This window comes from Chryseobacterium sp. NG-CE01 (assembly GCF_055695505.1).
Genome location: NZ_CM146369.1, coordinates 983,474 through 1,010,018, shown reverse-complemented (window position 1 = coordinate 1,010,018; position 26,545 = coordinate 983,474). Strand labels below are relative to the sequence as shown.

The window sequence follows — 26,545 nt, the reverse complement described above, 5'->3', positions numbered from 1 at the left end:
ATATTGGCCCGCCTCTAAAAAAGATATATCGAAAATGAATGTTATTTTAAATTTCTGAATTGATCAGCAGAGATTTCTCCCGTCTGAATTTTCTTCAGTTCATCAAGATATTGGCTCATATAAGCATCCAGCTCAGGAAAACGGGAGTTTTTTGCAGTTTTGTATGTTCCGTTCAAAACTCCCTGATAATAATAAAAGAAATTATAATCAAAATCAGCAGCTGAGAGATCATATTGTCCTAAAAGGAACCCCAAACGTACGGCAGATCTTCTCTGCGGCGGAGTTCCGTGGTGACCCGGACTGTTTGTCTGGTAATCTCCGATGCTTTGTGCAAATTCATATGCCGCTGCGATTTGTGTAAAGCTTGTCTGGTTATAACCGTTCGGTCTTCTTAAATAGTATCCTGCAAATCCGTCTGCTTCCAGTTCATTAGGTCTTGCCGTAGATTCGTTTACTGATGGAAGTCCGAAGATGTACTGCAGCTGGTGACCGTATTCATGGGCTAAGATCATGGCATTAACAATATCTCCGCCTTTCGATTTGGCATCATAATATATCGCATAACCGTAATATATTTTTCCGGTAGAGTAGGATATGGCATTATACGTAGAGTTGTAATTGGAGGGATCATTCACAAAACGGAGTGTGGGATTGCTTCTTCCCCACAGGCTCGCAATTTTCGTCATTTGACCGTTCATGAAGTTGGTATCCGTAGAATTTTGTAAGCTGGTAAGCAGTACTGCAGACGAGCTCCAGTTTTGATCTACATAATAACATACTTTTTCAAGAGCGTTGGGCTGGTCGATTTTCAGGCTTTCGGCCTGTTGTTGTTCTGGCTGTACAGGAGTTTCCAGTGAGTCGTCGTTACATGCTGATAAAGAGAGTGCAGCAATTGCTCCCGCAACGAGGCGGAAATTAAAGTTTCTTTTCATATAAAATATTTTGGTTTAGCGAAGTTAAATTATTTAACGGAAAATCTTATCACTTTATTGTGATAAATTATTCAAAACATAGTTAAAATTTTAATTAAAAAAGATTGGGTTGAATTTGAGGAGATTAGAAAATAATCCTTATATTTGCACCTCGAAATAACTAAAAATTTTATAAACAATGTTTGCAATTGTAGAAATAGCAGGGCTTCAATACAAAGTTGAGCAAGACCAGAAGTTGTTTGTAAACCGTTTAGCAGGAGACAAAGGAGGTAAAGTATCTTTCGATAAAGTACTTCTTACTGTAAACGGAGCAATCACTGTAGGCGCCCCAGCTGTAAGCGGAATCACTGTAGAGGCAGAGATCCTTGATCACGTAAAAGCTGATAAAGTAATCGTTTTCAAAAAGAAAAGAAGAAAAGGTTACAAAGTGAAAAACGGTCACAGACAATCATTAACTCAAATTCAGATTACTGGTATTACAGGATTTGAAGGAGCTAAAAAAGCAGAAAAACCTGCTAAGAAAACAACAAAAAAGGCAGACGCTGAAGCTGCTGAAAGTGCAGAATAATTGTTAAACCAAAAAACCTTAAAATAAAATGGCACATAAGAAAGGAGTTGGTAGTTCCAAAAACGGTAGAGAATCTCACTCCAAAAGATTAGGAGTAAAGATTTTTGGTGGTCAGGAAGCTATTGCCGGTAATATTATTGTTAGACAAAGAGGTACGCAACACCACCCAGGTGCAAACGTGGGAATCGGTAAAGACCACACTTTGTTCGCTTTAGTAGATGGTAAAGTAGTTTTCAGAAAGAAAGCAAATAACAGATCTTACGTATCTGTAGAAACAAACGCATAATAATACGCGTTTTTATACATAAAAAAGCCTCAGCAAACGCTGAGGCTTTTTTATTTTATTAAATCATAATTAAAAATGAATATATTTCTTATATTTAACAACAAATCAAACAAAATTTAACTGATATGAAAAATTTAAAGAAAATCACAAGACAGGATCTTAAAGAAGTAACAGGAGGTATCGCTCCCGTAAAAGAATGTTTGCCATGTAATATTTATTGCAGTATCCCGGAAGGAGAAAGACCGCCGTGCAATATTGTGTATATTGTGGCGCATTGCAATGGCTGTAAGAATTATCCTTCAGAGTCTTAACCCACAAAAAAATCTCCTTCATAAAAAAGGAGATTTTTTTTTCTAGAAATTCACCTGGAATCCGGCTTTTACGCCAAAGGTTGAAATATCAGGCCGGTCGAGGTAATTCCCGCGCCAGTTAAAGTCTACCCTGAAAATCCTCAGGTTACCAAAACCTATATTTTCGATTCCGAAACCATATTCATAGTAAATATGCTCGCTTGGAGCAGAATATTTAAATCCTTCTACATTAATGGCTTTCGAAGCATCACTCAATGTTCCGTAAGCTCCTCTGATGAAGGCAATTTCTCTAAGTTTCAGTTTCTTTATCAATGGGATAAAAGAAAGAATCTTGCCGTTAAAATGGTGTTCCAGATGCAGTGTAGTATAGGTGTCTGCTACAAATTCATAATAATTAAGCTGTGCAAAAGTATTCTGGGCAAGGCTGTACGACTGGTTTCCCGGGATGACATTCTGCAATGCCAAAGGAACAGTGTTGAAATTTTTTCCCGCTTCAAAATTTACCAGCAATTTTCCCCAGCTTCCGACTAAAAGCGGTTTATAGAAAAGGAACTGCAGCTTATTATAATTAAAGTCTGAACCAAATATTCCTTCAACGCCTCTCGTGTATTTTAGAACAATGGTAGGAGCTAAAGTGCCGTGCTCATAACGGTCGATTCCCGTTTGGGAAAATTTGGCTCCCGGCCTTGCAATTAGGCTTAAGGTAAAGTGCGAATCATTCGTTGTTTTTCTTAATGCACCGTCTTTGTAGTACATCAGATTAAAACCGTCGGGATTGGCAGATTTAACGCTCTGCATCGTTCCGTCGAGACGGATCTGGAAGTTTTTCCACGGTTCGATAGATGTAAAAACGTTCGTCTGATTGAGAGAACTCAGTGAAGCGTTGTCTCCTCTCGCAAAAATGGTTGAAGAAGCAAAAGTTCTGGCCATGATTCCATCATCATTGGTAAGCTGTACTCCCAACTGGAGAACATCTCTCCGTGTTCCGGCTCCTATTGTAAAACGGTTGACCCTGTTGAACATAAATCTCGCTTCCGCACCGTATTTTACCTGCTGGTCTTTGAAACCGTAAGCCGTATAAAACTGTACCCTCCACGGATCGTTTCTTGTGAAATACGTTCTTGCACCCAGTCTTATTCTGTCTCCTTCCACCTCGTTTTTACCGTAAACGGAGAAGATCGGGCCGATATCAATGCCTAATTTTTTCACATTATAATAACCGGAACCCAGCGTTTCGTAAAGTTTTACGATCCTGTTGAATTTCGGAGTCTGCTGAAGTTTGTCAAGCATGTCGTAAATTCCCTGTTCAGATTTCGATAAAGAATCGGGTCTGGCTTTAAGCCAGTACGCATCATCCTTGTCGGTGAAACTGTCAGAATATTCTTCTTCTTTTCGTTTAAAAAGATTATCCTCAATGGGTTTATTAAATTCATATTCGGAATAATCAACGGATCGTTTGGCGACAATACTTTTTGCGGTTTTCTTTTTGGAAAACGGGGTCATTTCAATTTCCGTAACAAATTTTCTGGGTAAGAAGGTATTTTCATCAGGATTATCATACTCCAGTTCGGTGGAAATGCCGTTGATAAAATTAACATTAATCTTCTGGGTAGATTTCAATGTAGCTCCCAGCACAGCATAGCTGTCGGTATCGATATACAGATATCCCTGAAAGGCCAGTACATCTTCTCTTTTCGGAAGGTACCTGATTTTGAAAGCATTCTCTCCGCGGATGGAGATGGTGTCGACAAGGTTGTAATCATACGTGCTGAAGCCTGTTTCTCCCACAGGACTCGGAAAGCCAATATCGAAATAATTTAAGGTATTGTCATAAATATTGATATCCCTGTAAAGGTTTTTGGCAGTAAGCGTCACAATCTGGTTGTCCTGAAACCCGGAGGTTTTCTGTGCGACCAGAAGTTTTTTTGTTCTTTTGGAAGGCCTGTTCTCGCCGTAATTTTCATAGACTGCCTCGTTCAGAAAGACGGGAAGTCCTATTTTTCCACTCGCAGTAGAATCTTTATACTCGAAGATAAATTCAAGCTTATTGAATATCTTTTTCTTCATAAAAGCACTGTCGAGGTTATTGGCATCAAACTGAATCTTCTCGTATTCTTTATAGGTGTACGTGTCGAATTTATCCAGTCCGTTGTTTCTTTTTCTGGCCCAGACTTTCTGCATGATGGCATACGCCGGGTTTTCCTTTTTGTTTTTGTACTTGGGTCTTTCGTTATGGATTACAACTTCCTGAATATTGCTTTCCTTTTCCTGGGAAAGTTTCACGAAAATATTGTTGGCATTATCGGGCGTAACATCTACGCTTTCTAAAGCGTAATTTTTTCTTAAAAATTTAAGCTTATAAATAATACTGTCCGACTGCACCATAAAATTACCGGTAGTCGTTGTCATTGCCGGCTTATTGCTTTCGTTAATGAAAACGTCTACGCCGCTAATTTCTTTATTGGTTTTAGCGTCTGTGATTTTTCCGCTGGCTGCATTTTGGGCATGTACAAAATGGGTAAGAAGGATAAAAATTAAAAAGGGATAATATCGCGGTCTGTTAATTAACATTTGTTGTTTCTTCAAGCTATTGCATAAACAAAAAGTATGCAGATTTATTGTAAAAGGTCAATAATATTTAATTTTTCAAGTAAATAAATACAAAACTGCAAATGTAATGAAATAACGTGGTTGATGAGCGGATGTGTTGTTATTATTTTGTTAAAGTAAATGGTGTCGAGTTAAAATAAAAAGACCTACATTGCTGTAAGTCTTTTTGCTCCTCCTGCTGTAAATGTTATGTTCAGTAATTGCCTTTAGTTGTCTTTATTCAGGAAATATGACTACGTTTTTAAGCCTTTGATTCACTAAATCTTCCTTCCATGTCCGAAGGATTTTCCACCTACATTTCATTCTCTTACAGCAAAAATAAGGTAAATCAAATCCATTGTGTTTGTAATAAACATCATCGGTTTCGAAAAAAACTTTCAGTTTCCCTTTAACTCTTTTAATAACTGCATGGTATACTTGGCCTTGTATCAAAAATTCCATATTTAAAACTAACAAATTTGATTGTTAGATTACAAACATACAAATGGATATATTTTTTTTGCGAGTTGCTAATTAAACCTGGAAATGCTAATTTCTTACTTGATGAAATTGTATGGATAATTGACTAGGGATAAATGTGGAAAACTTTAGCAATGTTTTTTTTATCATTTAGTGTTTCGCTATTCCGAATGTAATTCTCGTTTTCTAACTTTGTTTAAATAAAAAAGCTTAAGACTAAGAAATTGTTTTGGAAATGTTCTAAGCCTCAAGCCTTTAATTTTACAATTAATTCCTAAATTATGTCAAAAAGAAAAAGACGAAAGGAAAAAATTGATAAAAAAATTTTGTTTTATAGCCTTTTATTGCGTAACCTAATTTCAATAATAGAGCTATTGAAACACTTTTTTAGAAATTTCCACCTCCCCACGAGGTGGTTTTCTTTTTCAAAATTACACTATTCTGTAATATTTTCGTACTTTTTAATCAAAAAAAATAAAAAAAATCCATAATATTTTCTTGTTGTTTTCTGATAAAAGTTCTGAAAAAGTTATCTCGCGATAAGATATTACTAAATATTGCTTGGCGTTCCGACTTTTCATTCAGATTGTGCAATCAAATAATGTGAGTAGTAACAGGTACGTATTTCTTCAGTTAATTAGAGATGGATATTACGAAATAAAAAGATCAGAACTCGTTTATGTCAATGGTTTTGAAAAATGTATTAAAAATATATTATATGTAGTAAATAAAAAAAGACCTACATTTCTGTAAGTCTTTTAGCTCCTCCTGCTGGGCTCGAACCAGCGACCCTCTGATTAACAGTCAGATGCTCTAACCAACTGAGCTAAGGAGGAATTTCCTATTGTTTTAGTGGTGCAAATATAAAAGGAATATTAATATCAAACAAATTTTTGGTTTAAAAATAATGAGAATTTTCCTGTAACAGCGGGCGATGCAAGCTATATAATTATTTTTCAGGAGATTAAATTTATCTTACCGGAAAATATTATTTCAGAACAGATAAAATAAAAAAAGACTTACATTTCTGTAAGTCTTTCTGCTCCTCCTGCTGGGCTCGAACCAGCGACCCTCTGATTAACAGTCAGATGCTCTAACCAACTGAGCTAAGGAGGAATGTCCTTTGTTTTAAGTGGTGCAAATATAGGACGAATATTTATACCCTGCAAATATTTTTTTAAAAATTTATAAGCTTCCGGTTAATGCCTTGAATATATCGCTTCCGAATATCAGAATCATTAATCCCAGTAAGAAGATAACTCCCACCATCTGAGCGTTTTCCAATACTTTTTGAGGAACAGGTTTTCCTACAATCATTTCATATAAAGTGAATAAAACGTGGCCGCCATCCAATCCCGGAATCGGAATTAAATTCAGGAAGGCTAACCAAACCGAGAACATTGCCGTAAAGCCCCAGAAAGCCCTCCAGTCAATCGATACGCTTCCGTCTTTACTCTGATCTACAGGCATATTTTTGATAATTGCAAGAGGTCCTCCTACTTTCTTATATCCTTTCACTTTCTTGTTGAAAATCAACTTGAACTGCTTGATCTGATACGTCAGACTCTCAATCGTCAGCGTGAAACCTCTCTTAATGGACCCAATGAAATCATAATCATTGTGAACATAATATTTTTTGGTCTCTTTAAATGCCAGAATGCCGATCGTTCCCTCTTTTGAAACAGGTATTTTAAGATCAGTTACCTGATTGTTTCGTAATACCTGAAAATCGGTTACTTTTCCTGCGTTGGGAGTCACCAGAGGCTTTACTTCATCATAATAAGCAATCGGTTTTCCGTTTACGGTAAGAATCTTGTCCCCAACCTTTAAGCCGGCGTCCATTGTTGATTTTGTAACAATAGTGTCTACTATGGGAGCCATTCTCGGAGTAAGGAAAGATCTCGGTTCGGGATCGTTGAAAGCAAGGGCCTTTCCGTCGTCATTCGTTGGAAAGGTTACTTCCTTTCCGTTTCTCAGAACAGTAATTTCATCGCTTAATAAAACATCCAGTGCTAATTTTTTAAAATCTTTTTGGGTTTTTCCGTCTACGCTGATGATCTTGTCACCATCCTGGAATCCCATTTTTTTGGCCGCTTCCGTATAATGAAGAGAGGTAGTAATTTTATTGGCGTCAAAAATATCTTCTCCGCCATTGCCCATCAAGGCAGAAAAAATAACCCATGCAAGGAAAAAATTCACGGTCACCCCTCCCAGCATGATGATCAGTCTTTGCCATGCCGGTTTAGACCTGAATTCCCAAGGCTGAGCAGGCTTCTTCAGTTGTTCGGTGTCCATGCTTTCATCTACCATTCCGGCAATTTTTACATAACCTCCGAAAGGAAGCCAGCCGATACCGTACTTTGTTTTTTCGGGATGTTTTCTCCAGTCGTTATCGGGAAGTTTTGATATATCGATAGGAACTTCTTTCTTTTCACCGTTTACCTCGATAACTTCAGTATCAGGAAGGTTTTGGGAAAGAAATTTATACTGCCATTTTCCATTGATTTTTTTCATTGAAAAAATTGAAAACCAAGGGTCAAAAAACAGGAAGAATTTCTCTGCTCTGGTTTTGAACCACTTTGCCGGTAAAAAGTGTCCAAGCTCATGAAGGACTACTAAGATAGAAATGCTCAATATAAATTGAAACAGTTTGATTGCTATTTCCATTAATGCTTTTGTATGTTAATTTGCAAAGGTAACAATTCTCAAAACTATGCCAAATAAAAAGCCTCCCGAAACGAGAAGCTTTGTCATATAATAAGGTGATTATTACAAATTAATGGAAACGCCGAGACTGCCATTGTTGCCGACTTCTGCAAAAACCCCGATTCTCTCTGTGAAGAAATACCGGGCTCCGATGTGGGCTCCCAGTCCGAAATCACTTCCCACAACACCTACATCAATCCCCGGATAAATATCCAGTTTCTCAGGAAGCTGCAAAGCATCCTTTAAATGAAAATTCAGCCTTCCGAAAATAAAAACGCTGTTGTCATTATCATTATCCTTATAATTGCTGAAATAACCGTTCAGTCCGGCTCCCACGGAAATCAGTCCGTTAAGACCGTAATCATACGTTCCTGTAATTCCGGTTCCGTATCCCCAAACGCTCAATCCCGCATTGATTTTCTGATCTCCTTTACCTGTCCACGCTTGTGCGCTTACTGTAGTTCCTGTAACAATAAGCATCAGCATAAAAGCCAATTTCTTCATATCGTATCTTTTTATTGTTATTATTTAAAAAATATCTGCAACAAAGATAGAACCGAAATCATCTGAAAATCGTATTTTTAAGGAAGTTTTTTAACATAGTTTATGAAAATCACAGGACTGAATTTAGATATTGTCTGGAAAGATAAAGCACAAAATTTTCAACAGATCGAAGAAGAGCTGCGGAATCAGGAAGCCGATCTTTTCCTTTTACCGGAAATGTTTTCTACAGGATTTTGTATGGATGCTTCGGAAGTAGCCGACAGAAATCAGGAATCATTGGATTTTTTAAAGAAAATGGCAAAGGAGAAAAATGCGGCGTTCAGCGGAAGCGCTCCTGTAGAAGAGGATGGGAAGTTCTATAATAGGATGTATTTTGTTCATCCTGATGAAAGCGTTGATTTTTATGATAAGCGCCATCTGTTTTCCTTTTCAGGTGAAGATAAGGTCTATACACCTGGAAAGAAACGTGTTATTGTTAATTATAAAGGATTCAGGATTTTACTGCAGGTATGCTATGATCTTCGTTTTCCGGTTTTTGCGAGAAATAATGACGATTATGATATGATTCTGTATGTTGCCAACTGGCCGGAAAAAAGAGTAGGCGCCTGGGAGCATCTGCTGAAAGCAAGGGCTATTGAAAATTTATCTTTTGTGTTCGGGCTCAACAGAATCGGGACAGATGGGAATAATCTTTTTTATCAGGAAAGCTCACATTGTTTTTTTGCGGATGGAAAGGAAGTTTCTATAAAAGAACGAAATCTTGTTACTGCAGAATTGCATTTAGAAGAATTAAAAGATTTCAGGAATCATTTTCAGTTTTTGAATGACCGGGATTCTTTTGAATTAACCTCTTAATTCTAAATCAACTCTATTTCTATATTCCGTCTACTTTGCTATTATGTAAATTTTTATATATTTAAATAAAAAAACAAATTAGATGGTAAAAAAAATATTATTCAGCATTTTCTGTTTTCTTAGTATATCTTTTAATTCACAAAATAAAGAAGCTCAGGAAGATTTAGTTGAGTTCCAGAAGGAAGATGGCTCTTCTTTTAAATCTTATGATGTGAGTACTGTAACTAAAACTATACGTTTAGGGCAAATTATTCTTAACAACCAAATTTCAGGATTTAAATATACCTCATTAACAGATCAAAAAAAATATACTGTAAGTGCTAAAGATGTAAAGAAAGTAATTTATTATAATGGAAATGAAATAAGACAGGTTCAAGAAAAAATTAAAGTAAAAGCAGTCGACAAGAAAGAGAATCTATCAAATGATATGGATGAAATTTTCGAGTTTCTGCTTTATGATGGTGAAATTAAACTTTATGGATCAAATGTCTTTGAATGCATTGACTTAACCAACTGCTATTATACCCATTCCAATTTCTATATCAAAAGAAATGGCGAGCCTTATGCCGTTTTAGCGGTAAAGCCTAAAAGCCAATTTAATAATAAAATCGGCTCGTCAATCGAGAATATAGTAGATGCGTTCAGGGTTGTTGGTGGCAACTGTAGTTCATTTAATCAGTATCTTAGTGTTTTTCAAAAAGAAATGATGGAGGAGAAACAGTTGGATAAAACTCTGCAAAAAGAATATCAGCAAATCTATAAAACAACACTACAGGAATTAAAAAAAGATAGAGAACAATTCAGAAAGCTATTTGATGTTGTTTCAGGCAAAGTTCAAAACAGGCAAGCGGAAGTTTATCTCGGGATTATTAAGGAATATGAGAAAAACTGCCCTTAAAAAGGCAGTTTTTTGTAAATATCTTTTAATAAGATGAGTTATTTTTCATGAATCTTCTGAATAGTGAGAGAATTATTATTTAAATTCAATAATATATATAACATTTTAAGCATATTGTTTTAAAAGCTGCGTCAGTGTATTCACATCATGTACGCCGCTTTCTTTCCAAAGCATTTCTCCTTTTTTAAAGACGGCCAGGGTGGGAACACCGCGCACTCCGTACTGTGCTGCCAATGCAGGATATTGATCTACATCCACTTTGATGATTCTTGCGCCTTCACCTACGTTTTCCTTTACGGTATTAAGGACCGAAGACTGTACTTTGCAGGGTTGACACCATGTTGCAAAAAAATCAATCAATACAGGTCTTTCCGAATTGATGATTTCCTGGAATTTTTGTGACATAGCTATATTGGTTTGGGTTATTAATGTTGATAATTATTTTCCGGAAGTGTTTTCGTCCTGAATGGCTTTTACATTGTTCCACGTCGTTCCGTCGTATACCTCGATTCCTTGTTTTTTTAATAGTTCTGCTGCCTGATCTGCCTGAATTCCCTTATTGCAGAAAACAACTACTTTTTTTCCTTTCAGTGATTCTGCATGTTCGGAAATTTCAGCTAAAGGAATGTTGATCGCATCTTTTGCGGTACCTTCTGCATACTGTTCCGGAACTCTTACATCTACAAGAACTACGCCCTGACTGTTCATCACTTCTCTGATATTTCTGTCAGGAAGCGCTCCAGAAGGATTTGTTTTGCATGAATTACATATAAATACTGAAACAATCAAAAGTCCATAAAAGGTTTTCTTCATTATTACATGGTTTTAGACTGGCAGACGAAATCGGAAGTCGGAAGCTTTCCTGTTTTTTTAATTCCGTTAAAACCACCTTCCACTTCAGTGAAATTTCTGATTCCATGCGAGTTGAGAATACTTGCCGCGATCATGCTTCTGTACCCTCCCGCGCAATGCAGGAAGAAATGTTCCGCATTATCGATGGTGTTCACCCATTCGCTGATCTCGTCCAAAGGCCTGTTGTAAGCATTGTCAATATGTTCGGCAGAATATTCCGAGATTTTACGGACATCAATTACTTTCGAAGTCTTATTGAACTGGTCTGCAAATTCTTCAGCCGATATTCTTTTTATTTCATCGGTTTCTTTTCCATTATTTTTCCATGCGTCGAATCCTCCTTTCAGATAGCCTACCACATGATCAAATCCTACTCTGCTTAATCTGGTGATGGCTTCTTCTTCTGTGCCTTCATCTACTACCAGCAGTAAAGGATGTTTCACATCAACAATTAATGCACCCACCCATGGTGCAAAGTCTCCTTTCAGACCAATATTGATGGAATTAGGAATAAATCCTTTATGGAATTCTGCAGGGCTTCTTGTATCTAAAATCAACGCACCCGTTTCTTCTGCATATACTTCAAAATCTTCAGCGGAAATTGCTGTAAGACCTTTATCCATTACTACGTCAAGACTTTCATAACCTCCTTTATTCATAGCTACATTCATCCCGAAATATTTGGGCGGAGCTGTAAGGCCGTCAAGAACTTCTTTTACAAAAGATTCTTTATCCGGCTGATTCAGTGCGTAATTTGTTTTTTTCTGATTTCCTAAAATATCAACCGTTTCCTTTTGCATATTCTTCCCACAGGCAGAACCTGCTCCATGTGCCGGATATACGGTAATGCTGTCGTCCAGCGGCATAATCTTCGTCTGCAGGCTGTCATACAGAATTCCCGCAAGATCTTCCTGCGTGAGGTTGGTTGCTTTCTGGGCAAGATCCGGTCTGCCGACATCTCCTAAAAACAGGGTGTCTCCGGTGAAAATAGCAGTTTCCACTCCGTTTTCGTCAATGAGAAGATAAGTCGTACTTTCCATTGTGTGGCCGGGCGTATGAAGAACTTTTATTTTTACCTTTCCAAGTTCAAAAACCTGATTGTCTTCTGTAATAATTGCCTCAAATTCCGGTTGCGCAGTAGGTCCGTAAACAATAGGTGCTCCTGTTTTTTTGCTCAGATCCAGATGGCCAGATACAAAATCTGCATGGAAGTGCGTTTCAAAAATATATTTTAGTGTTACGTGATCTTTTTCCAGACGATCAAGATACGGCTTTACTTCTCTTAAAGGATCAATAATTGCTGCCTCGTTTTCGGATACTATATAATAGGCTCCCTGAGCCAGACATCCGGTATATATTTGTTCGACTTTCATTATGGGGTGTAACTGTTTTAAGTTTTTTTTAATATCTGCAAAAATCGTGTTTATTTTTTTAAAAAAAGCAAAATAAAAAAATCGATACTGATAGAATTAATCTATAAAGTCCGGATGTTCTCATTATGCGGTATTTATCATCATCAGAATTTCTGTGGTACTAAGTTAGCTATATTTGTTAATACCTGCAGGCTGAAATTAATCATGATGAAAAGGGATTGTATACATATCTCAAAAAAAATATATTTATGTAAAAATCGGATGACAGACAAAATGCAATTTATGGAAGAAGTGAATTCAAAGTATGCTGAAAAAGTAGTGAGTAACGATTCGGCCTACGAAATACTGGTAAAAAGAATGGAGCAGGCTGCCGGGGAAGCTTCCTCAACGCAAAAAACAAAACAGTTAAAGAAGAGCCAAAAATGTTTGAAAAAATTCTGCAGAATAAAGCAGGGTGCGCCCTTACCAATACCCTGGTGTGGGAAGGGATGAAAGAGATCTTAGGAATGTTCAGTCTTGGTGACAGGAGAAAAGGATGGTTTTGTTTTAAGATGTTATACAGTATTCATCCGTGATTTTGTAAAATTGATAGAATTTTTCCTATTTTAGCAGGATTGTCTTAAGGCAAGATTGTCAGTGTTATGGCATACGTTGTGTTATGATTTAAGATAAGTACAGTCTGTACATTATTAAAGTTAATCTTAAAGAAAGTTGTATAAAATTTAAATGTATTCAATTATTGATATAGAAAGCAATGGTGCAGGTTACAGAAAAGAATGCATTATAGATATTGCTATTTACAGGTACGATGGGCAGAAAATTATCGATCAGTTCATCTCTCTTGTAAATCCTGAAAGTGATATCACGCCTTTTGTGCAGAAGCTCACCAATATTACCCCCAAAATGGTAAAAACGGCTCCCAAGTTCCATGAAATTGCACGCAGAATTGTGGAAATTACGGCCAATACTACTTTGGTGGGGCATAATATCGATTTTGATTACAGGATGCTACGCCAGTCATTTCAAAGGTTGGGTTACGATTTTAAAATCAATACTTTAGATACGATTCCGTTAGCTAAAAAACTTATTCCGGATGAGGTAAGCTATTCGCTTGGGAAGCTGGTGAAATCTCTGGGAATTCCTCTTACGAACCATCACAGGGCGGATGGAGATGCCCGTGCAACACTTGAGCTTTTCAAACTCTTGATTTCAAAAGATACGGAAAACGAGATCATTCAAAAGCAGCACGAAGAATCCAATGCAAAAACTTATATTAATAAGATAAAAGTGCTTACCCAGGATCTTCCGAATGAAAAAGGATTCGTTTATTTCCAGAATGAAGGAGGGAAAATAATCTTCACCGATCACGTTCAGGATATTAATAAGTTTTCGAAAAAAGTTTTTAATTCCAAATCCAAAAGATGGGAAGAAATTCAGCAGGCTGTTGAGCAGATCAATTACGAGCTTACCGGAACCGATATTATCGCCAAGCTGATCCTTAACTCAAAGGGAATCAGGAAAAAAGAAACGTTGCCATTCGGGCTTTATTCCCGCAACCAAAAATATCTTGTGGAGAAAAACAAACTGAACAAAGCCGAAAAACCGATCCTGAAATTCAGGTCTTTTACCCAAGGTGCAAAGGCTGTAGAGCTCATCAGTAAACTCGAAGAATATGCTGATGTTGAGGTTTTTAAAAAGAAAATAGAATTTAAAAAACGCAACGAGCTTTGGCTGGGCTCAGGCAGAAGGCTGGGTGAAAAACTTTTTCTTATTGTTGAAAACGGAAAAGTGACTTCCTATGGATTTTACGAGCTTTTTACACAGATTCAGACGCTGAGCAAAATTTCAAAATTAAAAATCGATCTGCAATACCAGTCGGGTGATTTGGTAAATGAACTGCAGCTAGCGCTTCTGCGGGGAGATTTTGAAACACTGCCGTTACCTAAGTAATTGATTTTTACGTATCAGTAATTTATCAAAATTTTAAAAGATAAAATACGCACATTTTCCCTTAGCAAAGGGCGTTTAGGAAGTGTGTCAATTTACTGCTATCTACTCTTTCGGTACTATATTTAACATTTTAGATTTTTTATTAAAGTGAAAAATACTTTTTTATTATGTTTTAGAAGTTTTTTATTCTGTTAAAATTAAAACAAAAGAATAATGTTCTATGTATTTGATTTTAAATGGTAAACAATTTCTTATACCTTTGTACTTTCTTAAATAACACAAATAAGTTTTACTTAATTAATTATGAATCCAAAAGAATTACTGAAGATTGCCAACGAATTTGGTACACCGGTGTACGTTTACGATGCTGAATCGATTAAAATCCAATACGAAAAACTTACATCATCTTTTCTTAAACACACGAAGTTCTTCTATGCTGCCAAGGCATTGACCAATATCAATATCCTTAAGTATGTTAAGAACCTGGGTGCTTCTTTGGATTGTGTATCAATTAATGAAGTGAAGCTTGGTTTAAAGGCCGGTTTTTCGAAAGAAAAAATATTATTCACCCCGAATTGTGTTGATCTTGCAGAAATTGAAGAGGCAATGACCTTCGGAGTACACATTAATATTGATAATATTTCCATTCTTGAGCAGTTTGGCAACAAATACGGAAATACTTATCCTATTTTAGTAAGAATCAATCCGCATATTTTTGCCGGAGGAAACTATAAAATTTCAACAGGACATATCGACAGCAAATTCGGAATTTCCATTCACCAGGTCCGTCACATCGAAAGAGTGATGAAGTCTACCAACCTGAATGTAGAAGGACTGCACATGCACACCGGAAGCGAGATCAAAGATCCGGATGTTTTCCTGCAGGCTTTGGACATCATGTTGGAATTGTCTGAACACTTCCCGAATTTAAAATATCTGGATATGGGAAGCGGTTTTAAAATTCCATATCAGGATACCGAAGAAGAAACGGATGTAAAAACGCTGGGTAAAAAAGTAGAAAAGGTCATTGCCGAATTTTCAAAATCCACGGGGAAAAAGTTTGAGCTTTGGTTTGAGCCGGGGAAATTTCTGGTAGGAAAGAGCGGTTATCTTTTGGTGAAGGCCAATGTTATTAAGCAGACTACGGCAACGGTTTTTGTCGGGGTGAATTCCGGTTTCAATCATCTGATCCGTCCGATGTTCTACGATTCTTACCACGTGATCGAAAATTTATCCAATCCAAAAGGTGCGGAAAGGATTTATACCGTTGTAGGAAATATCTGTGAAACCGATACCTTTGCCTGGGATCGAAAACTGAATGAAGTAAGAGAGGGGGATATTCTGGCATTCCATAATGCAGGAGCTTACGGTTTTGAAATGAGCTCTAATTTTAATTCAAGGCTAAAACCTGCCGAGGTGCTGTTCTTAGACGGAAAAGCACATCTTATCAGAAAAAGAGATGAATTTGAAGATCTTTTAAGAAATCAGATTGAAATAATTTAATATTTATATAAAGCTCTACAGAAATGTAGAGTTTTTTTATTTGTAACTTCTTATTCGGATTTTATAATTCTTACATTTGTTAATGGCATAATCTTTACAGGATTAAGCTTTTTGATCCATTCCACTTCACGTTCAATAATAACACCAAAAAATATTAATTATGGCCAAAAACATCGCAGAGCAGATTGTAGAAATGCTCGAAGAAGCCAATGTTAAAAGAATCTACGCTGTCACCGGAGACAGCCTCAATCATTTGAATATGGCGGTTAAAAAAAGCAGCATCGAGTGGATTCATGTAAGGCATGAAGAAGCCGGAGCGTATGCCGCTGCCGCCGAAGCTGAACTGGACGGGTTTGCTGTATGTGCGGGAAGTTGTGGTCCGGGACACGTTCACCTTATCAATGGAGTTTATGAAGCCCATCGTTCGCACGTTCCGATGCTTGTGATTGCCTCCACAATTCCAAGCAATGAAATGGGAATGGATTATTTCCAGGAAACCAACACCATAAAACTTTTTGATGACTGCAGCCATTACAACCAGATGATCACAAGGCCGGAGCAGGTACAGAGAACTGTGCAGACAGCCATTCAGCATGCAATTTCCAAAAAAGGAGTGGCGGTAATCGGCCTTCCGGGAGATGTTTCAGAACTGGATGCGGAAGAAGCGACAACATCTAACAGAATTTTTAAAACAAATCCTGTAATCCGTCCGTCAGATGAAGAATTAAACCAATTGGCAGATCTTATCAACGTGAGTAAAAAAGTAACGATTTATTGCGGTATCGGTGCGGAAAATGCCAATCCGGAAGTTGTGGAACTGTCCAAATATCTGAAAGCGCCGGTAGGATATTCTTTCCGTGGGAAAATGGCTATCCAGCCGAATAATCCGAATGAAGTAGGACTTACAGGGCTTCTCGGGCTTCCTTCTGCGTATCATGCCATGCATGAAGCCGATCTTTTACTTCTGTTGGGTACCGACTTCCCGTATGAGAAGTTTATGCCGGTTAAAAATAAAATCATTCAGATAGATGAAAGCCCGGAAAGACTGGGAAGAAGAGCAAAGCTGGAGTTAGGACTTACAGGAGATGTAAAGGAAACGATCAAGGCTTTATTACCTTTGTTAAAAGAAAAAACAGATGCAAATTTCCTTAAACAGCAATTGGAGTTTTATGAAAAAGTCAAAGAGAACCAATTAACTTACGTAAAAGATCCCGGAACCGAAAACGAGATTCAGCCGGAATTTGTCACTTATACTTTAGATCAATTAGCCAAAAAAGATGCAATTTTTACCGTAGATACAGGAATGTGTTGCGTGTGGGGAGCAAGATATATTACCGGAACGGGCGAAAGAAAAATGCTGGGTTCTTTTAACCATGGTTCGATGGCGAACGCTATGCCGATGGCTATCGGAGCTTCTCTGGCCTATCCCGGAAGACAGGTCATTGCGATGTGTGGTGATGGCGGGCTTTCAATGCTGTTGGGAGATATGGCAACCATCTTTCAATATAAACTTCCCGTGAAGATTATTGTATTCAACAACAGATCTTTGGGAATGGTAAAGCTGGAGATGGAAGTGGGAGGTATGCCCGATAATGAAACCGATATGGTGAATCCCGATTTTGCGATGATTGCCCATGCGATGGGGTATCCCGGAAAGAATGTTCACAAGCCTGAAGAGGTGGAGACGGCAATTCGGGATTGCCTTGATTACAACGGTCCTTACCTGCTGAATATTTTCACCAATCCCAATGCGTTGGCTTTACCTCCGAAAATTGAATTTGACCAGGTACTCGGAATGACGAAATCCATGGCTCAATTAATGCTCGGCGGGAAAATGGAAGAAGCTTTGGATACCGTGAAAAGCAATTTTAAACATATAAAAGATATATTGTAAATTATCAGCTTCATACTTCGTATGGAGCTTTTTCTTTAAGCAGGATAATGCTATCTTTGTTATATTAAATCTATGAATAATCCTATGAAAGCTATTGTGTTTTTATCAGCGCTTTTCATCTCTAACTTTGCATGGGCTCAGTTTGATGTAGAAGACAGGGATGATAATTTTATTACGGAAAATAACAAGAGTATTTTAAAAATAGACATTAAAGAACCCTTGTTGCAGGTTGCCGTAAAAAACTGTAACGATTTCCAGGCGGCTTCTTTTGAAGGTGGAATTCCTGCTTATAAAGAAATCCTGAGAAAATATATGTATGTGTATCTCAATACCGATTTTTATGTTCTGAACGGAGATTTCACATTTACCATTACCGTAAATGAAAAAGGAAAAGTCACCAATATTGAAGGAACTCCTAAAGTTGCCAACAGCCAGGTATTCTTCGATGATATGAAATATATCGTAAGAAGAATCAAAAAAAACTGGATTCCTGCAACCTGCAACGGAAAATCTGTAACATCACAAATCAAAATCAAAATGAATCTGTCTACCATCGCAACGGATGTGTAGCTCAACTTTTAACCATGAAAAAATATTTTTTAATGCTGCCTTTATTGCTTTTAGGTCATAAAGGCTTTTCTCAGCAGACAGCAGTACAAACCTATCAGACTTCAGAAAATTATCAGAAAGCGGAATTTCCGGGTGGTGACGAGGCCTTTCGGAAAGAATTCATGAATATGGTGCATGCTTACATTGATATTGCCCTGTATGCGATTCAGGGGCAGGTTACTTTTGTACTAAATATTGACACCAAAGGCAAAATCAGTAACATTGATGTACTGCCAAAATTCAAAAACAATGAAATGTTTATTGACGATATAAAATATGCTGCTAAAAAAGTAAAAGGCAAATGGAAACCGGCAACAAAAAACGGCATTCCCGTGGATTCTAAATTTGTAATGAAGGTGAATTTCACCAATAATGTGTATGATCATGATTAAGATATTTCCGTTACTTGCTTTATTATATTATTCGTTTTTCTGTGCACAGATTAACAATGCTTATTATTCAGTAGGAGAAGAAGCTTACAAAGGAGGTGCTGAAAAGATGTATCAGGATATACACGATGTTATGATGAAAAAAAATCTTCAAAAATGTGCTAAAAACGAATATTTTTATGTTAGACTTAAAATAAATCATGCAGGAAAACCGGGACTTATAAACGATAAGAGAACCAAAGAGTTTATACAAAAATCTCCTTGTGCTTACGAATATGTTATGAAAACACTCGGAGAACTTCACGATTGGCTTCCCAGTAAGAACGTGGCATCTTCTGATGGTAAACTCTATGAGTTTCCTTTTTTTTCAAATGATTTGATCGGAGATGATTATAAAGCAGGCTATAATGCTAAAGAGCAGACAGAAAAAGCAATCTATGAAGGAGGAACTGATGCTTTCAGAAAAGAACTTGCTTATTTAATAGCGCAATATCTTTCAGATTTGTATAAGCCGGAGGGAATTTTTGAATTATCTTTTACGGTAGATGAAAATGGTAAAGCATCAAATTTTGATATTTTTCCCAAGTCTCCTTCATCTGAACAGTTTGTGAATGATATTAATACCGTTACCAAAAGAATGAAGGATAAATGGACACCTGCAAAATTCAGAGGGCAAAATATCTCTTCAAGAAATGTAGTTAAAATAAAATTCAGAAATGATTAACTCCTGACATTCTGTCACAATTTTGTATCTTTGCAAATTCAATAAGTTCAGTATTTAATGTTTTGAGTTCAAATCTGTATGTGTAGAGCTATAAACCTTAAATTTTAAACCTTAAATAAGATTATCGTGCAGGAAAAATATATAGACGAAACAAAACAGGGAGAAGCTTTTGCGATTGCTGAAAAAGACGGCAATTCTAAGAAATTGTTTCTGGAAAGCTATGGGTGTCAGATGAATTTCTCCGACTCCGAGATTGTTGCATCCATTCTTAACGAACAGGGTTATAATACAACACTTAAAGTAGAAGAAGCAGATCTTATTCTCCTCAATACATGTTCCATCCGTGAAAAAGCAGAACAGACGGTGAGAATGCGACTTTCCCAATTCAAAAACCTGAAAAAAGAAAAACCCAATATGACGGTTGGAGTCTTAGGCTGCATGGCTGAAAGGCTGAAAACAAAATTCCTGGAAGAAGAACAATTGGTAGATCTTGTAGTAGGTCCCGATGCGTACCGCGATTTGCCTAATTTGTTGAAAGAAACCGAAGATGGAAGAGATGCCATCAACGTCATTCTTTCTAAGGAGGAAACGTATGCAGACATCAATCCTGTCCGTCTCGGAGGAAACGGTGTTACGGCTTATGTTACGATTACCAGAGGTTGTGATAATATGTGCACATTCTGTGTTGTACCGTTCACCAGAGGTCGCGAAAGAAGCCGCGATCCGCATTCAATCTTAGAAGAATGCCGAAGCCTGTGGGAAAACGGATATAAAGAAATAACACTTTTAGGGCAGAATGTAGACTCCTATCTTTGGTATGGAGGCGGCCCGAAAAAAGACTTTATCAAAGCATCTGAAATGCAGAAAGCAACTGCTGTTAATTTTGCGCAATTGCTGGATTTAGTAGCAAAAGCAGTTCCCCAGATGAGAATCCGTTTTTCAACCTCAAATCCTCAGGATATGAGTCTGGACGTATTCAGAATGATGGCGAAGCACGACAATATTTGCAAATATGTGCATTTACCGGTTCAGAGCGGAAGCAATAATATGCTTTTGGCAATGAACAGACAGCATACCCGCGAAGAATATTTAGATTTAATTAAAAAGGCCAAAGAAATCGTTCCGGAAGTAGCGTTTTCTCAGGATATGATCGTTGGTTTCTGCAATGAAACAGAGGAAGATCACCAGGATACATTAAGCTTAATGAGAGAAGTAGAGTATGACTACGGTTATATGTTTGCCTATTCAGAAAGGCCTGGAACGCCTGCTCACAAGAAAATGGAGGACAATATTCCGGCTGATGTTAAACAGAGACGTCTTGCGGAAGTAATTGCTTTACAGGGAGAATTGTCCAGAAAAAGAATGAAGTCTTACGTAGGAAGAACCCATCAGATCTTAATCGAAGGAACTTCCAAAAAAAATGAAAACCAATGGAAAGGAAGAAATTCCCAGAATGCTGTTTGCGTTTTTGATAAACTGGAAGGACAGAAAATTGGTGACATTGTGGACGTTTTTGTTTTTGATAATACACAGGGCACACTTTTAGGGGAAACCGTGAAGTAGATTATTTGGGCAGTTTTGGAGTTTATCCTGAGCTTGTCGAAGGACTACCCTTTTTAGTCACTCAAGTCGGGCTGCGTGCAATTCAACGGTAAAATAAAATTTAGAATATATTCTTTCAAATGAAAGATTTACAAAATACACAGCTTTTACAAAACATTTCTTCATTACTCGATAATGCAAGGAAAAAAGCTACTGTGGCAGTAAATAAAACCATTGTACTTACCTATTACGAAATAGGAAGAATGATTGTGAAGGATGAACAGAATGGAGAAAATAGAGCAGAATATGGTAAAGCTGTTCTTAAAGATTTGTCATTACATTTGACAGAAAAATTCTATGAAACTGAAAACAGGATTTTATTAACATTTTAAACTCAGACAATGGAAAAGCTTCATAAGTATTGCCTAAGTGTATTGTTGGTAATTATCTGTACTAACATCTCGGCGCATGTCAGCAATGGCTGTGTGGAAAGCACCGATTGCCAGCAATTGTACAGGCTATACAGTAAGATTTTGCAGCAGGATCATGAAGCTTCTAAAGAATTTGATGTTCATACAAGGTCCGTACGGAATTTTGCAATCAGTCATAAAGAAAATGCTGCTGATCTTATTGGACGAAGCTATCCTGATCAGGATCAAAAATTTTCTTTTAAAAATAAGTACGGAGCAGATATTGCCGAAAAGCAAAAACATAAACTGCTCCTTAAAAATTTCGAGAAAAACAGCAAGCAAGTATTTTTTGCTAAAATTTTATATTTTAAAACTAAAGTTTCAAAAGTCAGAAATAAAGATTATTTAAGTGCAATTGGTTAATATTCAGACAAAATCGAACATTTAACTAAACCTTACAGCAAAACTGTAAAAAAATAATCTAAAACTTTACATATGAGCAACGAGCTTCAAAATATAAAAAACCGTTTCGGAATTATCGGAAACTTTCCGGCTTTAAACCGCGCTTTGGAAAAAGCCATTCAGGTAGCACCAACAGACATTTCAGTCCTTGTTATCGGAGAAAGTGGTGTCGGCAAAGAATTTATCCCAAAAATCATCCATTCAGAATCCAAAAGAAAACACCAGCCTTATATTGTGGTAAACTGCGGAGCAATTCCGGAGGGAACCATTGATTCGGAATTATTCGGACACGAAAAAGGGGCATTTACCGGCGCAACAGCAACCAGAAAAGGATATTTTGAGGTGGCAGACGGCGGAACTATTTTTCTTGATGAGGTAGGAGAATTACCTTTGCAGACGCAGGTTCGCCTGTTACGGGTTTTAGAAAGCGGAGAATTCATGAAAGTAGGATCTTCACAGGTTCAGAAGACCAATGTGAGGATTGTAGCAGCCACCAATGTTAATATGATGAAGGCCATCCAGGACGGAAGATTCCGGGAAGATCTTTATTACCGTTTAAATACAGTACAGATTGATATGCCGCCTTTGAGAGAAAGAAAAGGAGACATTCATCTGTTGTTCAGGAAATTTGCCATCGATTTTGCCGAGAAATACAGAATGCCGGAACTGGAACTTGAGCCCGGTGCGGTACATTATATCGAAAACTATACGTTCCCCGGAAATGTGCGTCAGCTGAGAAATCTTGTTGAGCAAATGACCGTTGTAGAAAGAAACAGACACGTAACCCCGGAGAAACTGGCAGAGTACATCCCGATGGAATCGCATCTTCCGATGGTAGTAAATACGCCTAATACTCAAAAGCAAAGCGATTTCAGCAGTGAAAGGGAAATCATGTATAAAATTCTCTTTGATATGAGAAACGATATTAATGATTTAAAATCCTTAACTTCGGAATTGATAAAAAACCGCGGAACCTCAGATCTCAGCAGCCACGAGAAAAATCTGATCAACAGGATTTATACCCCTGAAAGCCAGCAGAATGTAGCCCCGAATTCATTATTGTTCTTTGAAAATAAAAATAATGACGCGCCGGTTATTCAGAATCCTACGATCATTTCCGGGCAGGAAGACAGTTATGAAGATGTGGAAGATATAGAAATTGAGGAACACAGACCTGAATCTTTATCCCTTCAGAATAATGAAAAGGATTTGATCATCAAAGCGTTGGAAAAGCATAAAGGCAGAAGAAATAAAGCGGCAGATGAACTGGGGATTTCCCAGAGAACCCTGTACAGAAAAATAAAACAATATAATTTAGAAGAATAATAATCATGATTAAAATTAATGCAAAACCTGTCAATTTCAAATTAGGAGATTACATAAGCAACGGATACGAGTTTTATAAAGCAAATTTTGGAAGTTTGCTGGGAGCTTTTCTCCTTGCCATGATCATGTCCATTATTCCTTTTTGCGGACTTTTGGCAGTGGGAAATTTTTATAAATATTGCCGTGATTTAAAAGCGGGTAAAAATGTAAGTGCAGGAGATATTTTTAATTTCGATGATTTTACGCCTTACTTTTTGATACAGCTGGTTTTATTTGCCGGAGTAATGGCTATCTATATTCCGATGCTGTTTATGATGCCGATGATGGCAGACAGAGATCCTTCTGCAGGTCTTCCGGTTATCTTTATAATTTATATGATTTTCGTGTATATAGCTATTTTGATTGTTTGTCTAAAAGGGTTTTATATGCCTGCATTAATTTCTCTTGGAAGAATTATAGACATTAAAGAAGCATGGAAGATCTCTTCTGTAATGACTAAAGGAAATCTGTTATCAATCTTTTTGTATTCACTGGCGGTAGGATTTTTATCTCAACTTGGAATTATTGCCTGCTTTATCGGGTTGATTTTTACAATACCTTTTGCATATGCATCTCATTATTTTGCCTATGAAGATGCATTGAAGCAGATTACATATGATGAAATTCAGGAAATTGGAATTAAAAATGAACTTTAAAATTAAAAATATTAAAATCGGACAGCCAAAATTCTGGCTTTTACTGCTGTGTTTATCAATGCTGAACTCATGTTACACTTTCTCGGGTTCATCGCTTAAAGATGAGAAAACCATTCAGATCAACGAGTTCCCCAATAACGCACCATTGGTAAACCCTACGCTGTCACAACAGTTCTCTACGGATATTCAGAACCGGTTTTTACAGAGAACAACGCTGAAAGGAACCAAAGAAAACCCGGATATTCTGGTGGAAGGGGAAATTACGGATTATTCCATTACCCCGACGACCATCAGCTCGAATACCGTCCCTACCAATACAGGAGGTACCGTTCAGGAATCCCAGAATAAGCTTACGATTACGGTGAAGGTACATTATGAAAACAGAATTCATCCTGAGCTGAGTTTCGACAGAACCTATTCTGATGAAGCGGTTTTCAACAGCAATTTATCCCAGTCTGATATCGAAAGCTCTCAGGTGAAAATTGCGACCGACAGGATTATTAATAAAATATTTAACGACATTGTAGCGAACTGGTAAGATGAATCATAGAGTTTTAGAATTATTAAAGACGCCAAAAAGCATTCAGTCGGAAGATCTCCATCTTCTGAAAGAGGAAATTAATTCTTTTCCCTATATTCAAAATATCAGAGCCTTATATCTATACGGGGTTCATCTGTATGATAAAGAAAATTATCAGAAAGTACTGTCTACTACGGCGGCATATACGACGGATAAAAAAATCCTTTATCAGCTGATCAACGGTAAAATCCAGCAGAAACTCAAAGCTGAAGCTCCTGTGGAGACGGTAAAAGAGAAAATCATTCCGACAGAAAATCCGCTTCAGCTTCTATTACGGTCCAAAGCTTCCGTTTTTCCTCTAAAAAGAGAAGAGGAACCGACGGTTCAGGAAAGGCCTGAAATCATGGAAGCAGAAGAAGAGACAATGCCAGAAGCTGAAAGCAGTTTTGGCATACCTCCTGCGCCGAAACCTGAAATAAAGAAAGTTTTCGTAAAAGGAGAGCGGAACAGAATTTTATTCGAAGGGGAAGAAAATTTTCTTGAAGATGAAAATGTGGAAGTTATTGATCTTGAAGCTACATTAGAATCAGGATCTATCATCACTCAGAAACTGGATAAAAAAGAAGAAGTACAGGAAGAAGATACAGACAATAGTCACGAAAATAAAGATTCTGAAATTGTTGAGGCTGATAATTTTACGCCGGAAACCATTATTGAAGAAGAAAAAATAACTTCAGAATCTGAAAAAGAAGAGCTACTGGATGCCTCCGAATTAAGTTTTCACGAAACTGAATCTTTCCTTCCGGAGATTGAAGTGTCTGCAAGCGAAACTAAAGCTCATGAAATCGAAATTGAGGAGACTAATGAAGATGACAAATCTTCTTTAAATGAAACAGAAAAAACTGCAGATTTCACCCCGGAAACAATTATTAATGAAGACAGGATATCATCGTCAGAAGAAGAAAAACCAATTCATGATGATGCTGAATTAAGCTTTCACGGCATGGAATCTTTCCTTCCTGAAGTAAAAATACAACCCAACACGGAAGAAAAAGTAACTGAAATTTCCCGGTCGAATTTCAGTAAGCATGAAGATGAAATGCGCAGGCTGATTGAAGAGGTTGAGAAAAAGATGAAAGAAAAAGCAGCTTCCGAAACATCTAAAAAAGAAGAAGAGCCCGAAAATGAAGGACACGATATCAGCTTTTCAGAAACACAAAGCTTTGAGGTTAAACCTGAAGAGCCAAAATCTGAGCAGGTAACTGATGAATCTGTTGCTGAAGCGAATGTTCAGCCTGAACCTTCGGAAAAAACGGCAGAAGAGGTTTCAGAAAATAGTTCAGAGGCTGTCACTGAAAATACTCCGAACTTGAATGCTGCCTGGAAACCGATGTCACTCGAATCCAATCTTCCTGATTCACTATTGAGTAAATCATCTGAAGCAAGTCCGTCAATACCCCAAATTCCGGCAGAAACAGCGACGGAATCCGTACACAAAGAAACTGTAGAAGTAAAGCCTGAACCAAATATTTCTGATGAGGCAATCTCTGAATCTAAAGAAGAACAAATAACAGAATCAGTTGAAGATCAATCTGCAGAAAATGTACGGAAAGAAGATTCTGTTCCGGGGGTAGAGGAAAGTAAAGAAGAAGCTCCTGTAATGAACGTGTCATTCTTCGGTTCCGGCTGGACGATTCCGAAACCTGAAAAACAGCAGGAGAACAATACAGAACAGCCAAAGGAAGATATCAAGCAAAAAAATGAGGTGACACCTTCTGTTGATAATACCGCTGAAGAGAAGAAATCCAATATCCTTGACAGCAATATTCCGGGATTCATCAACACCTGGCAGAGCTGGCTGAAGATCGACAGATCGGAGGAAGCGCCCAAAGAGAAAACTGAAATCAAGAAAAAGGTTATTGAAGCATTTATTGAAAATAATCCGAAAATCAGTCAGCTAAAGGAAGAAAGCAGTTTCATCGTAAAAGAAAAGGGAGACGATATCTCTCATTTAATGACAGAAACCCTAGCCACTCTTTACTTTGAACAAAAGCTTTATATGAAAGCAATTAAAGCATTTGAGATTTTAATTAAAAAGACGCCTGAAAAGAAAGAATATTACGAAAACAGGATTCAGGAAATAAAAGACTTCAGAACCAAAGGATAA

26 protein-coding genes and 2 tRNA genes are annotated in these 26,545 nt (G+C 37.3%); 19 read left to right on the top strand and 9 right to left on the bottom strand.

Going from position 1 to position 26,545, the window contains the following annotated elements:
- Positions 1 to 41: 41 nt before the first annotated feature.
- Positions 42 to 932 carry a neutral zinc metallopeptidase gene (locus ACYT6F_RS04940; RefSeq protein WP_472600142.1) on the bottom strand — a complete coding sequence of 297 codons (891 nt, stop codon included), beginning with the start codon at positions 930 to 932 and terminating at the stop codon, positions 42 to 44.
- 178 nt (positions 933 to 1,110) lie between these two features.
- Between ACYT6F_RS04940 and rplU the strand changes: the two genes are divergently transcribed.
- From rplU to ACYT6F_RS04925, 3 genes are all read left to right on the top strand, one after another.
- Positions 1,111 to 1,500 carry a 50S ribosomal protein L21 gene (gene rplU / locus ACYT6F_RS04935; protein WP_169231544.1) on the top strand — a complete coding sequence of 130 codons (390 nt, stop codon included), beginning with the start codon at positions 1,111 to 1,113 and terminating at the stop codon, positions 1,498 to 1,500.
- A gap of 28 nt (positions 1,501 to 1,528) precedes the next feature.
- Positions 1,529 to 1,786: a 50S ribosomal protein L27 gene (gene rpmA / locus ACYT6F_RS04930; protein WP_029298240.1), complete on the top strand. Its 258-nt coding sequence runs from the start codon at positions 1,529 to 1,531 to the stop codon at positions 1,784 to 1,786.
- Between the two features lie 125 nt (positions 1,787 to 1,911).
- Positions 1,912 to 2,097, top strand: coding sequence for a bacteriocin-like protein (locus ACYT6F_RS04925; RefSeq protein ID WP_283420840.1), 186 nt, complete (start codon positions 1,912 to 1,914; stop codon positions 2,095 to 2,097).
- Between the two features lie 42 nt (positions 2,098 to 2,139).
- On the opposite strand, the gene ACYT6F_RS04920 is transcribed toward ACYT6F_RS04925, so the two are convergent.
- The 5 genes from ACYT6F_RS04920 to ACYT6F_RS04900 form a co-directional block, all read right to left on the bottom strand.
- Positions 2,140 to 4,668, bottom strand: coding sequence for a DUF5686 family protein (locus tag ACYT6F_RS04920; protein ID WP_472600141.1), 2,529 nt, complete (start codon positions 4,666 to 4,668; stop codon positions 2,140 to 2,142).
- Between the two features lie 1,260 nt (positions 4,669 to 5,928).
- Positions 5,929 to 6,002 (bottom strand) — tRNA-Asn (locus ACYT6F_RS04915).
- Positions 6,003 to 6,208: 206 nt separating this feature from the next.
- Positions 6,209 to 6,282: transfer RNA gene (locus ACYT6F_RS04910), tRNA-Asn, on the bottom strand.
- 69 nt (positions 6,283 to 6,351) lie between these two features.
- Positions 6,352 to 7,833, bottom strand: coding sequence for an RIP metalloprotease RseP (gene rseP, locus ACYT6F_RS04905; RefSeq protein WP_472600140.1), 1,482 nt, complete (start codon positions 7,831 to 7,833; stop codon positions 6,352 to 6,354).
- A 102-nt stretch (positions 7,834 to 7,935) separates the two neighbouring features.
- On the bottom strand, positions 7,936 to 8,376 hold the full coding sequence (locus ACYT6F_RS04900) for a DUF6646 family protein (RefSeq protein ID WP_472600139.1): 441 nt from the start codon (positions 8,374 to 8,376) through the stop codon (positions 7,936 to 7,938).
- Positions 8,377 to 8,478: 102 nt separating this feature from the next.
- Between ACYT6F_RS04900 and ACYT6F_RS04895 the strand changes: the two genes are divergently transcribed.
- Together ACYT6F_RS04895 and ACYT6F_RS04890 are read left to right on the top strand one after the other, a co-directional pair.
- Positions 8,479 to 9,231, top strand: a complete 753-nt coding sequence (locus ACYT6F_RS04895; protein WP_472600138.1) for a nitrilase family protein — start codon at positions 8,479 to 8,481, stop codon at positions 9,229 to 9,231.
- An 82-nt stretch (positions 9,232 to 9,313) separates the two neighbouring features.
- Entirely contained in the window at positions 9,314 to 10,129 is an 816-nt protein-coding gene (locus tag ACYT6F_RS04890) for a hypothetical protein (protein WP_472600137.1), read from the top strand.
- Between the two features lie 105 nt (positions 10,130 to 10,234).
- Here the strand turns inward: ACYT6F_RS04890 and ACYT6F_RS04885 are convergent, their stop codons facing one another.
- The 3 genes from ACYT6F_RS04885 to ACYT6F_RS04875 are packed head-to-tail and all read right to left on the bottom strand — an operon-like array spanning position 10,235 to position 12,354.
- Positions 10,235 to 10,534 carry a thioredoxin family protein gene (locus tag ACYT6F_RS04885; protein ID WP_472600136.1) on the bottom strand — a complete coding sequence of 100 codons (300 nt, stop codon included), beginning with the start codon at positions 10,532 to 10,534 and terminating at the stop codon, positions 10,235 to 10,237.
- Positions 10,535 to 10,567: 33 nt separating this feature from the next.
- Positions 10,568 to 10,942, bottom strand: a complete 375-nt coding sequence (locus ACYT6F_RS04880; RefSeq protein ID WP_472600135.1) for a rhodanese-like domain-containing protein — start codon at positions 10,940 to 10,942, stop codon at positions 10,568 to 10,570.
- A 2-nt stretch (positions 10,943 to 10,944) separates the two neighbouring features.
- A complete protein-coding gene (locus tag ACYT6F_RS04875; RefSeq protein WP_472600134.1) occupies positions 10,945 to 12,354 on the bottom strand; it encodes an MBL fold metallo-hydrolase in 1,410 nt (469 codons plus the stop codon).
- A 422-nt stretch (positions 12,355 to 12,776) separates the two neighbouring features.
- On the opposite strand from ACYT6F_RS04875, the gene ACYT6F_RS04870 reads away from it, so the two are divergent.
- The 14 genes from ACYT6F_RS04870 (at position 12,777) to ACYT6F_RS04805 (ending at position 26,545) form a co-directional block, all read left to right on the top strand.
- Positions 12,777 to 12,929 (top strand): hypothetical protein, encoded by a 153-nt coding sequence (locus tag ACYT6F_RS04870; RefSeq protein ID WP_472600133.1) that lies wholly within the window; start codon positions 12,777 to 12,779, stop codon positions 12,927 to 12,929.
- Positions 12,930 to 13,080: 151 nt separating this feature from the next.
- Complete coding sequence (locus ACYT6F_RS04865; protein ID WP_472600132.1) at positions 13,081 to 14,304, top strand: 3'-5' exonuclease; 1,224 nt, start codon at positions 13,081 to 13,083, stop codon at positions 14,302 to 14,304.
- A gap of 303 nt (positions 14,305 to 14,607) precedes the next feature.
- Positions 14,608 to 15,807, top strand: a complete 1,200-nt coding sequence (lysA, locus tag ACYT6F_RS04860; RefSeq protein ID WP_472600131.1) for a diaminopimelate decarboxylase — start codon at positions 14,608 to 14,610, stop codon at positions 15,805 to 15,807.
- A 160-nt stretch (positions 15,808 to 15,967) separates the two neighbouring features.
- Positions 15,968 to 17,701 carry a thiamine pyrophosphate-dependent enzyme gene (locus tag ACYT6F_RS04855; RefSeq protein WP_472600130.1) on the top strand — a complete coding sequence of 578 codons (1,734 nt, stop codon included), beginning with the start codon at positions 15,968 to 15,970 and terminating at the stop codon, positions 17,699 to 17,701.
- A gap of 72 nt (positions 17,702 to 17,773) precedes the next feature.
- The gene (locus tag ACYT6F_RS04850) at positions 17,774 to 18,271 is read left to right on the top strand and encodes a hypothetical protein (protein ID WP_472600129.1); all 498 of its coding nucleotides are present in this window, start codon (positions 17,774 to 17,776) and stop codon (positions 18,269 to 18,271) included.
- A 14-nt stretch (positions 18,272 to 18,285) separates the two neighbouring features.
- The gene (locus ACYT6F_RS04845; protein WP_472600128.1) at positions 18,286 to 18,702 is read left to right on the top strand and encodes an energy transducer TonB; all 417 of its coding nucleotides are present in this window, start codon (positions 18,286 to 18,288) and stop codon (positions 18,700 to 18,702) included.
- The gene (locus tag ACYT6F_RS04840; RefSeq protein ID WP_472600127.1) at positions 18,695 to 19,423 is read left to right on the top strand and encodes an energy transducer TonB; all 729 of its coding nucleotides are present in this window, start codon (positions 18,695 to 18,697) and stop codon (positions 19,421 to 19,423) included. Before ACYT6F_RS04845 ends, ACYT6F_RS04840 begins: the two co-directional genes overlap by 8 nt.
- A 126-nt stretch (positions 19,424 to 19,549) precedes the next feature.
- The gene (gene miaB, locus ACYT6F_RS04835) at positions 19,550 to 20,986 is read left to right on the top strand and encodes a tRNA (N6-isopentenyl adenosine(37)-C2)-methylthiotransferase MiaB (RefSeq protein WP_472600126.1); all 1,437 of its coding nucleotides are present in this window, start codon (positions 19,550 to 19,552) and stop codon (positions 20,984 to 20,986) included.
- Positions 20,987 to 21,105: 119 nt separating this feature from the next.
- Positions 21,106 to 21,357 (top strand): DUF1016 N-terminal domain-containing protein, encoded by a 252-nt coding sequence (locus tag ACYT6F_RS04830; protein ID WP_472600125.1) that lies wholly within the window; start codon positions 21,106 to 21,108, stop codon positions 21,355 to 21,357.
- A 9-nt stretch (positions 21,358 to 21,366) separates the two neighbouring features.
- Positions 21,367 to 21,798 (top strand): hypothetical protein, encoded by a 432-nt coding sequence (locus tag ACYT6F_RS04825; RefSeq protein ID WP_472600124.1) that lies wholly within the window; start codon positions 21,367 to 21,369, stop codon positions 21,796 to 21,798.
- Between the two features lie 72 nt (positions 21,799 to 21,870).
- Positions 21,871 to 23,163 (top strand): sigma-54 interaction domain-containing protein, encoded by a 1,293-nt coding sequence (locus ACYT6F_RS04820; RefSeq protein WP_472600123.1) that lies wholly within the window; start codon positions 21,871 to 21,873, stop codon positions 23,161 to 23,163.
- Between the two features lie 5 nt (positions 23,164 to 23,168).
- The gene (locus ACYT6F_RS04815) at positions 23,169 to 23,858 is read left to right on the top strand and encodes a hypothetical protein (protein ID WP_472600122.1); all 690 of its coding nucleotides are present in this window, start codon (positions 23,169 to 23,171) and stop codon (positions 23,856 to 23,858) included.
- Entirely contained in the window at positions 23,848 to 24,396 is a 549-nt protein-coding gene (locus ACYT6F_RS04810) for an LptE family protein (RefSeq protein WP_472600121.1), read from the top strand. Before ACYT6F_RS04815 ends, ACYT6F_RS04810 begins: the two co-directional genes overlap by 11 nt.
- Position 24,397: 1 nt before the next feature.
- Complete coding sequence (locus tag ACYT6F_RS04805; RefSeq protein ID WP_472600120.1) at positions 24,398 to 26,545, top strand: hypothetical protein; 2,148 nt, start codon at positions 24,398 to 24,400, stop codon at positions 26,543 to 26,545.

Bases quoted from the DNA above. Each gene is read 5' to 3' on its own strand.
- ACYT6F_RS04940 (WP_472600142.1), bottom strand. From the start codon at position 932: ATGAAAAGAAACTTTAATTTCCGCCTCGTTGCGGGAGCAATTGCTGCA.
- rplU (WP_169231544.1), top strand. From the start codon at position 1,111: ATGTTTGCAATTGTAGAAATAGCAGGGCTTCAATACAAAGTTGAGCAA.
- rpmA (WP_029298240.1), top strand. From the start codon at position 1,529: ATGGCACATAAGAAAGGAGTTGGTAGTTCCAAAAACGGTAGAGAATCT.
- ACYT6F_RS04925 (WP_283420840.1), top strand. From the start codon at position 1,912: ATGAAAAATTTAAAGAAAATCACAAGACAGGATCTTAAAGAAGTAACA.
- ACYT6F_RS04920 (WP_472600141.1), bottom strand. From the start codon at position 4,668: ATGTTAATTAACAGACCGCGATATTATCCCTTTTTAATTTTTATCCTT.
- rseP (WP_472600140.1), bottom strand. From the start codon at position 7,833: ATGGAAATAGCAATCAAACTGTTTCAATTTATATTGAGCATTTCTATC.
- ACYT6F_RS04900 (WP_472600139.1), bottom strand. From the start codon at position 8,376: ATGAAGAAATTGGCTTTTATGCTGATGCTTATTGTTACAGGAACTACA.
- ACYT6F_RS04895 (WP_472600138.1), top strand. From the start codon at position 8,479: ATGAAAATCACAGGACTGAATTTAGATATTGTCTGGAAAGATAAAGCA.
- ACYT6F_RS04890 (WP_472600137.1), top strand. From the start codon at position 9,314: ATGGTAAAAAAAATATTATTCAGCATTTTCTGTTTTCTTAGTATATCT.
- ACYT6F_RS04885 (WP_472600136.1), bottom strand. From the start codon at position 10,534: ATGTCACAAAAATTCCAGGAAATCATCAATTCGGAAAGACCTGTATTG.
- ACYT6F_RS04880 (WP_472600135.1), bottom strand. From the start codon at position 10,942: ATGAAGAAAACCTTTTATGGACTTTTGATTGTTTCAGTATTTATATGT.
- ACYT6F_RS04875 (WP_472600134.1), bottom strand. From the start codon at position 12,354: ATGAAAGTCGAACAAATATATACCGGATGTCTGGCTCAGGGAGCCTAT.
- ACYT6F_RS04870 (WP_472600133.1), top strand. From the start codon at position 12,777: ATGTTTGAAAAAATTCTGCAGAATAAAGCAGGGTGCGCCCTTACCAAT.
- ACYT6F_RS04865 (WP_472600132.1), top strand. From the start codon at position 13,081: ATGTATTCAATTATTGATATAGAAAGCAATGGTGCAGGTTACAGAAAA.
- lysA (WP_472600131.1), top strand. From the start codon at position 14,608: ATGAATCCAAAAGAATTACTGAAGATTGCCAACGAATTTGGTACACCG.
- ACYT6F_RS04855 (WP_472600130.1), top strand. From the start codon at position 15,968: ATGGCCAAAAACATCGCAGAGCAGATTGTAGAAATGCTCGAAGAAGCC.
- ACYT6F_RS04850 (WP_472600129.1), top strand. From the start codon at position 17,774: ATGAATAATCCTATGAAAGCTATTGTGTTTTTATCAGCGCTTTTCATC.
- ACYT6F_RS04845 (WP_472600128.1), top strand. From the start codon at position 18,286: ATGAAAAAATATTTTTTAATGCTGCCTTTATTGCTTTTAGGTCATAAA.
- ACYT6F_RS04840 (WP_472600127.1), top strand. From the start codon at position 18,695: ATGATTAAGATATTTCCGTTACTTGCTTTATTATATTATTCGTTTTTC.
- ACYT6F_RS04830 (WP_472600125.1), top strand. From the start codon at position 21,106: ATGAAAGATTTACAAAATACACAGCTTTTACAAAACATTTCTTCATTA.
- ACYT6F_RS04825 (WP_472600124.1), top strand. From the start codon at position 21,367: ATGGAAAAGCTTCATAAGTATTGCCTAAGTGTATTGTTGGTAATTATC.
- ACYT6F_RS04820 (WP_472600123.1), top strand. From the start codon at position 21,871: ATGAGCAACGAGCTTCAAAATATAAAAAACCGTTTCGGAATTATCGGA.
- ACYT6F_RS04815 (WP_472600122.1), top strand. From the start codon at position 23,169: ATGATTAAAATTAATGCAAAACCTGTCAATTTCAAATTAGGAGATTAC.
- ACYT6F_RS04810 (WP_472600121.1), top strand. From the start codon at position 23,848: ATGAACTTTAAAATTAAAAATATTAAAATCGGACAGCCAAAATTCTGG.
- ACYT6F_RS04805 (WP_472600120.1), top strand. From the start codon at position 24,398: ATGAATCATAGAGTTTTAGAATTATTAAAGACGCCAAAAAGCATTCAG.